This is a genomic window from Nitrosopumilus sp., from assembly GCF_025699255.1.
Taxonomy (GTDB): Archaea; Thermoproteota; Nitrososphaeria; order Nitrososphaerales; family Nitrosopumilaceae; genus Nitrosopumilus.
The window spans coordinates 36,910-43,746 of record NZ_JAILWA010000012.1 but is presented as its reverse complement, the minus strand read 5'-3'; the positions used below and the strand labels follow the sequence as shown (position 1 = coordinate 43,746).

Genomic DNA, 6,837 nt, shown 5'->3' with positions numbered 1-6,837 from the left:
GCTCCAAAGAGAAAAACTGCAACTAAAAAAGCAGCTCCAAAGAGAAAGGCAGCAAGAAGACGATAATCTCTTCAACATACTAACAATCGTCAAGCAGGCGAATTGTTTTCATTTTTCTAAATTCTTTAGTGGAAACTAGATATTTTAAAAAACATTTTAGTCACCATGTGAAAAATATTGAAACAGTTTAGCTTCAAATAAAAATAGAAAAAATCTTTGTGTTGAAGTTGATAAAAAGATTAAAAAATGAAAAACATCACAAGATCTAAAATCAGAAATAATTTACGATGAAAAAATTTTAAAAATAAATGTATTATTTATCAATAAAGATAACTCATCAATTTGATTTGTTCTTCAGTGGTGATAATGTCTTTGCTTGTAAGTATTTCCAACAAATCTTTTAGAAGTGCTTTTTGTTCGGATGAGACTCCACCTGCAGGGCCTTTTTCACCTGGTGGACCAGGAGGACCTCTAGGACCAGGAGGACCTACAGGGCCTTGACCGCCTACAGGGCCTTGCTCGCCAATAGAACCAATTGGACCAGTTGGACCTCGTTCTCCTTGTGGGCCTTGGATTCCTTGTGGGCCTTGTGGGCCTTTTTCACCAGAAGGACCAGTTGTTCCTCGTTCTCCTTGTGAGCCTTGTGGGCCTTGTGGGCCTTTGTCGCCGGGAGCGCCAAGTGGACCAGTTTGTCCTTTTTCACCAATTGGACCATTAGGGCCTTTTTCACCTTTTTCACCTTGTGGGCCAGGTACTCCAGTTAATCCTTTAGAGCCAGCTGGACCTTGTGGGCCTTGTGGGCCTTTTTCACCAATTGGACCTTCTGTTCCTTTGTTTCCTTTTTCACCAATTGGACCGGGAGGGCCAATAGGGCCTTTGTCGCCAATTGGACCATTAGAACCAGTTAATCCTTTATCACCATGGGGACCGGGAGGGCCAATAGGGCCTTTGTCGCCGGGTGGACCATTAGGGCCTTTGTCGCCAATTGGACCGGGACCTCCTTGAATGCCTTTTTCACCTTGAACACCAGATAATCCAGTAGGTCCTTTTTCACCGGGGGGACCAGTCGGACCAGTTAATCCTTTATCACCAGGAACACCTTGCGGACCTTTGTCGCCTTTTTCACCAGGGACACCTCTTAATCCACCTGCACCTTTTTCACCAACAGGTCCTGTCGGACCTTTTTCACCTTTGTCGCCAATTGGACCTTTTAATCCACTAGGGCCTTTGTCGCCAATTGGACCAGTTGCACCTTTTTCACCTTTGTCGCCGGGTGGACCTGAAATTCCTTTGTCACCTTTATCACCTTTATCGCCAGTAATCCCTTTATCGCCAGTTAATCCTCTATCTCCAGAAATTCCTTTGTCACCTTGTGGACCTTTGTCACCAGTAGAACCTTTGTCGCCGGGTGGACCTTGTGGACCTTCAGGGCCTTTAGTTCCAGGTGGACCTTGTGGACCAGGAGGACCAGAGGGGCCTTTGTCGCCGGGTGGACCTTGTGGACCAGTAGAACCTTTGTCGCCGGGTGGACCGCTAGGACCAGATGTAGAAATCTTGGGGTTAGAACGTTTAGGTGAAGGGCCATCAGAAATTGTTTTTGGATTAGAAACAGATTCAGTTTTTGGTTCAGATATTGTTTCAGATGTGGAAGATTTTGTCAATGGAATATCAAATACAGTATGTAAGGAAGAAAACAAGTCAGTGACAACAATCCAAACTTTGTCAAGATTAGTAATAGATGTAGGAAGAGGGTTTGTAGTAGAACCTAGAGTTTCAGAAAATATTCCATCTTTTACTCTAAGATGAAAATTTCCTCGCCACAAAGATGAAAATTGTTTTGTCCGAATTTGCTCATCAGTCGGTTTATTATCAACAATAGCAATTTGAGCCTCATATACACCAGATTGCTTGAATGGTGCCTGTCCTTGAATCTCTAATCGTGGCTGAGATGACACAATCGTTTGTGTATATTTCAAGTATTTCTGTATTTAGATCGCATGAATCTATTAGAAATTTAGGATTAGTAGTAGGCTCAATTAAGGTTGGTATTTATCTAGATAAAACAGATAATTGAGCTGTGAAGAAACCATTTGGTAGAAAATCAAAGGAAAATAAGAAGACGGCAGAAGAATCAAAATCCACCGAAACCATCCCACAAGAACGTAGTCTAGTAGATATTGATTATAATCGTAAAAAATTATTCAAAAAAGGAGTCAACCTCATGGCAGATGAGAAATTAGAAGATGCCATAGAAATTTTTGAGCAAGCATTACGAATTGATCCAGATAATGTTGAAACATTAATGAAATTAGGATATGCGAGATTCCACTTAGATGAATATCCAGAAGCCCTAAAAGTGTATGATAAAATTTTAGATATAGATGTAACAAACCCAGAAGCTTGGAATCTTAAGGGATTGGTGCATTATGAACAAAAAAATTATGCAAAAGCACTTGATGCATCACAGAAAGCAATAGAATCAGATCCAACATATGGAATGGCATGGTACAATCAAGCTTGTTTCTTATCATTGTTAAATCAAGTTCCCGAAGCACTAGAATCACTAAAACGTTCAATCGAAATTGATGTCAAAAATGCAAGAAAGTCAATTAGAGATAAAGATTTCATGAATGTAAGAATTGAAGAAGGGTTCAAAAGAATTGAAGAAGTAGTAGTGTTGGAATCAATTAGGCAAGGATACCATACATTAGGTGCTATTGTTTGGACAACATTTCTAGACAAAGTTGATGCAGAAACAGCATTAAAGAAATTGTTAGAGAAAGGACTAATTGTTCAAAATGAAAAACGAGATGGCTTAAGTAAAATCCCAGTTTATGATCTTGCAGACAACATTGCAGAAAAGATTGGTAAAGAAAAGAAAGGATTGTTTGGAATTACCAAAAAAACATTGCCAAAACCAGTGAAGAATTTAAAACAGTTAAGTCAAGCAATACAATCAGTTAAAGAAGCAATTGATGAGGAAGATGTTGATAAAACGATTGAAATTTTTGAAGAATTCATTGACCCAAAAAAATCAGGTGAACAAATGATAGAAAATTTCTTTGATGAACATAGAGAAATCAGATTATGGAAAATCAGATTAAAAGATAGAGGAGTAGATTATCTAATAGACAACAAAGAAAAAATGATCATTTTGTTTGACAACATAGAAGGAACAGTCACAAAAAAGCTCAGAAGTGAAATTTCCTAATTATTCGGCAGATAAATCCCAATAACTAGCATCTTCTTGTTTTTCAGTAGGTTTCTGAAGGTTTTTCCATTCTTTAAAAGAACGAACGTATAGCTTTGCGTTGGGCAACCCAGCAGATTTCAATGCATAGTATGCCAGACCAGAAAGAGTACCCACACTACCACAGTAAGTAATAATTTCAGAATTACCAGTAATGCCTCGATTTTCCAATAATCTTTTCATATCTTCTTTTGAGCGTAAAATTTTATCATTTGATGCCAGAGTACGGTAAGGAAGGCTGATAGCTCCTGGAATATGCTGTTCAAGAAAATTAAGTCGTTCCCTATTGTCAATCAAAATTACATCATCTCTAGATTTTGCAGATTCTAAGTAATCAGATGTTGCTAATATATCAGATTGCAAATTCACAGAATGTTCCTTGGCCTGAATTTCAGGAACATTTGAATCATTTTCCAGTCCAAGAGATTTCCAATTACTATAAGTTGTTTCAAGTAAAGTAACATTTGAATGACCAAGATATTCCAACGTCCATGCAACTCGAGATGCTAATGCACCAAAAGTATCATCATATACAACCACAGGAGTTTCATCGTCAATACCCATTGAATTTACAAGTTTGACTACTCTTTCAGGACTATCATCAGATAGTAAATTTGCAAGGGGTAAATTTACAGCAGAAGGAATATGATCTTGTTTGTAATCTCCCTCCCTTCTAACATCAATGACTCTAATGCTTTTGTCTCTAATTTCTGAACGTAAAGAATCTACATCAGTTGTTATTTTATCGGTGCCGGTCAAGCAGCACATTCACCCTTTCCAGTTTTTGTATGATAGCTTGTATCACTTCCATAATCCAAGTAAAAGTCAGGATCTTCTTCAATAGTAGGAGGAATTGTCAAAGGCTCAATAATTTTTTTAATATCTCCAATGGATTTGATATTAGAGTCCTCATTACCATTAACAACTCTATGAATCCATGTTTTCAAAGTATCATCAGGTTTTTTATTTTCCTTGAAAATATCAATTATCTTTAAGATAACAGGAATAACTCTTTTTGCAGGAACTCGAAGTAAGGTTTGTCCCAACATGGTATCACCATCAGAACGACCACCAATAGACATTTGATAATTAGCATACATGTCTTTTCCAACACGACCTCCACCACCAAAGAAACCTAATGTTGCAATACCATGTTGTCCACATGAATTAGGACATCCACTAATTTTGATTGAAGCATCACTAAGATCATCATCTTCATCAAGTTTTAGTTCAAGGAATTTTCTTTGGATTTCTTTTGCAAGTCTGTGAGAATTAGTCAATGCAAGATTACATGAAGTTGTTCCAGAACAACCAATTGGAGCAGTCATAGTTAAAGCACCAGATTTTGCTAATCCCACTTCTAACAGTTTTGAATATAGGCGTGGAAGATCATCTTCATGAACGTAACGTAAAGCAACATTTTGATTAAAACCAGATCTGGCTTTGCCTTCTGAAGAAAAATTGCGAATCACATCAGCTAATGAATTTAGTTGACTGGACGTAATATCACCAGCTTCCAACGTAATGAATACAGAGCGATAATCAGGTTGTGTTTGTTTAACAGTATTTGTTTTTAGCCATCTAGCATAGCCATCAGGAATTGTATCAGAACCACTTTCATCAGAAATTCGTATTGGTCGTTTAACTTCGTTTGTAGTATGATCAACATCCAATTGAGTAATTACGGATTGAGTAGCTCTAACAATAGCTCGTTCTTTGAAAACAAGGTTTTGAAATTTTTCCCAGCCCATATCATTAACAAGATAACGCATTCTATTTCTTGCAAGATTTTTTCTGTCACCTAATCTATCAAAAATTCGCATTACCGCAATAGAGGTATAAAGTAAATCTTCTTCAGGAGTAAAGTCTTCAAGTTGATGTCCTACATATGATTTGTTACCTAATCCACCACCTAAGAAAATTTTGAAACCTTTTTGTGTAGTGCCATCAATATTTCTAATCTGAGGAATTAGTCCTACATCGACAATTCTAACCATTCCATGTTTTTCACAACATGTAAAATTAAATTTGAATTTTCTAGGCAAATTTTGGGCCATAGGGTTTCGTAAAAAGAATCTTGCAGTTGCAAGTGCGTAAGGAGTGGAATCAAATTTTTCATCAGGACATACACCAGATAAAGGACTACACATCACATTTCTAACAGAATTACCACATGCTTCTCTAGATGTTAATCCAACTTCAGCTAAACCACGGAATATTTCAGATACATCTTCAAGAATTACCCAATGAAGTTGGAGATTTTCACGAGTAGAAAAATGAGCACTACCTATAGAATATTGTTCACTTAGTTGGGAAATTTTTTCAATTTGGTTGGGATAAATTTCTCCTGCAGGGAGTTTTATTCTAACCATTGCATAATCCCCAGTCATTCGTGTACCATATGCACCATGTTGAAGTCTAAATCTTCTAAAACTATCTTCATCATATTTTCCTTGACGGAATAACTTTACAGTTTTAGCAAAATTATCAGCTTCTTCAATTCTAGCCCAATTAATTTTGGATTTTACAGGATCAGAAATAGATTGTTTTAGATTAGACAAATACAAAGAAATTCCTTTTAGTTTGGATATAAATTTTTGATATATGGAGTTTTTAGGAGAAATAATTTCTTCAGAGTACAAAATTTTCCTATATCCATTAAGAGAATAAAATAAGGAAAATTAGTATCACCTAATTTTTTAAAAAAGATTAGGCAAAGTATTAATTATTCACAAAATTCATGTTTTTCATGCAAGAAGCAGCTGTTGCAGAGAAATCAGAGAAAATTTTTACCGATGTACGTGAAGTTGAGATTACTCGTGCAATTGCAAATGAATTTCATGATGTATTAATTGACAGAGCAGAGTCAGACGTGATCATAATTGGTGCAGGACCTGCAGGATTAACAGCAAGTAGAGAGTTGTCAAATATGGGATACAAAGTCCTAGTCATTGAACAAAATAACTATCTTGGAGGAGGTTATTGGTTAGGAGGATACATGATGAATCCAGTTACAGTTAGAGAACCAGCCCAAAAAATTTGGGATGAATTAGGAGTTCCATATAAAAAAGTACAAGACGGATTATACATGACACCAGGACCACATGCAGTTTCAAAATTGATTGCAGGAGCATGTGATGCAGGAGTAAAATTTCTTCAATTAACAAAATTTGATGATTTGGTACTAAAGAATGGAAGAGTTGCAGGAATTGTGGTCAATTGGATGCCAGTTTCAGCATTGCCACGAAATATCACATGTGTTGATCCAGTTGCTTTTGAAGCTAAAGTGATTATAGATGCATCTGGTCATGATTCTGTAGCAGTAAAAAGATTGGTAGATAGAGGACTTGCAGAATGGAAAGGAATGGAACCAATGTTTGTAAATGACGGAGAAGAACATGTAGTTCACAAAACAGGTGAAATTTATCCAGGTTTGATTGCAGCCGGAATGTCAGTAACTGAAACCCACGGGTTAGCTAGAATGGGACCAACATTTGGTTCAATGCTATTTTCAGGTAAAAGAGCAGCTGAGATTGCAGCATCTAAAATCAAAGAGTTAGAAAGATAAACAATACCAATAATGTTAT

At 36.7% G+C, this 6,837-nt stretch carries 5 protein-coding genes; 2 read left to right on the top strand and 3 right to left on the bottom strand.

Annotation, left to right across the window (positions count from 1 at the left end; translation table 11 throughout):
* Nucleotides 1-320 precede the first annotated feature (320 nt).
* A complete protein-coding gene (locus tag K5781_RS09160) occupies nt 321-1,976 on the bottom strand; it encodes a collagen-like protein (RefSeq protein WP_297443245.1) in 1,656 nt (551 codons plus the stop codon).
* A gap of 101 nt (nt 1,977-2,077) precedes the next feature.
* Here K5781_RS09160 and K5781_RS09155 point away from each other — a divergent pair, with 101 nt between their 5' ends.
* Entirely contained in the window at nt 2,078-3,211 is a 1,134-nt protein-coding gene (locus K5781_RS09155; RefSeq protein WP_297443241.1) for a tetratricopeptide repeat protein, read from the top strand.
* Here K5781_RS09155 and K5781_RS09150 read toward each other — a convergent pair whose 3' ends face one another.
* Nucleotides 3,212-4,009 (bottom strand): rhodanese-like domain-containing protein, encoded by a 798-nt coding sequence (locus K5781_RS09150; RefSeq protein ID WP_366848215.1) that lies wholly within the window; start codon nt 4,007-4,009, stop codon nt 3,212-3,214. It lies immediately after the preceding gene.
* Nucleotides 4,006-5,817 (bottom strand): nitrite/sulfite reductase, encoded by a 1,812-nt coding sequence (locus tag K5781_RS09145; RefSeq protein WP_366848220.1) that lies wholly within the window; start codon nt 5,815-5,817, stop codon nt 4,006-4,008. Before K5781_RS09145 ends, K5781_RS09150 begins: the two co-directional genes overlap by 4 nt.
* A 182-nt stretch (nt 5,818-5,999) precedes the next feature.
* Here K5781_RS09145 and K5781_RS09140 point away from each other — a divergent pair, with 182 nt between their 5' ends.
* Nucleotides 6,000-6,818: a sulfide-dependent adenosine diphosphate thiazole synthase gene (locus K5781_RS09140; RefSeq protein WP_297443232.1), complete on the top strand. Its 819-nt coding sequence runs from the start codon at nt 6,000-6,002 to the stop codon at nt 6,816-6,818.
* Nucleotides 6,819-6,837 lie beyond the last annotated feature (19 nt).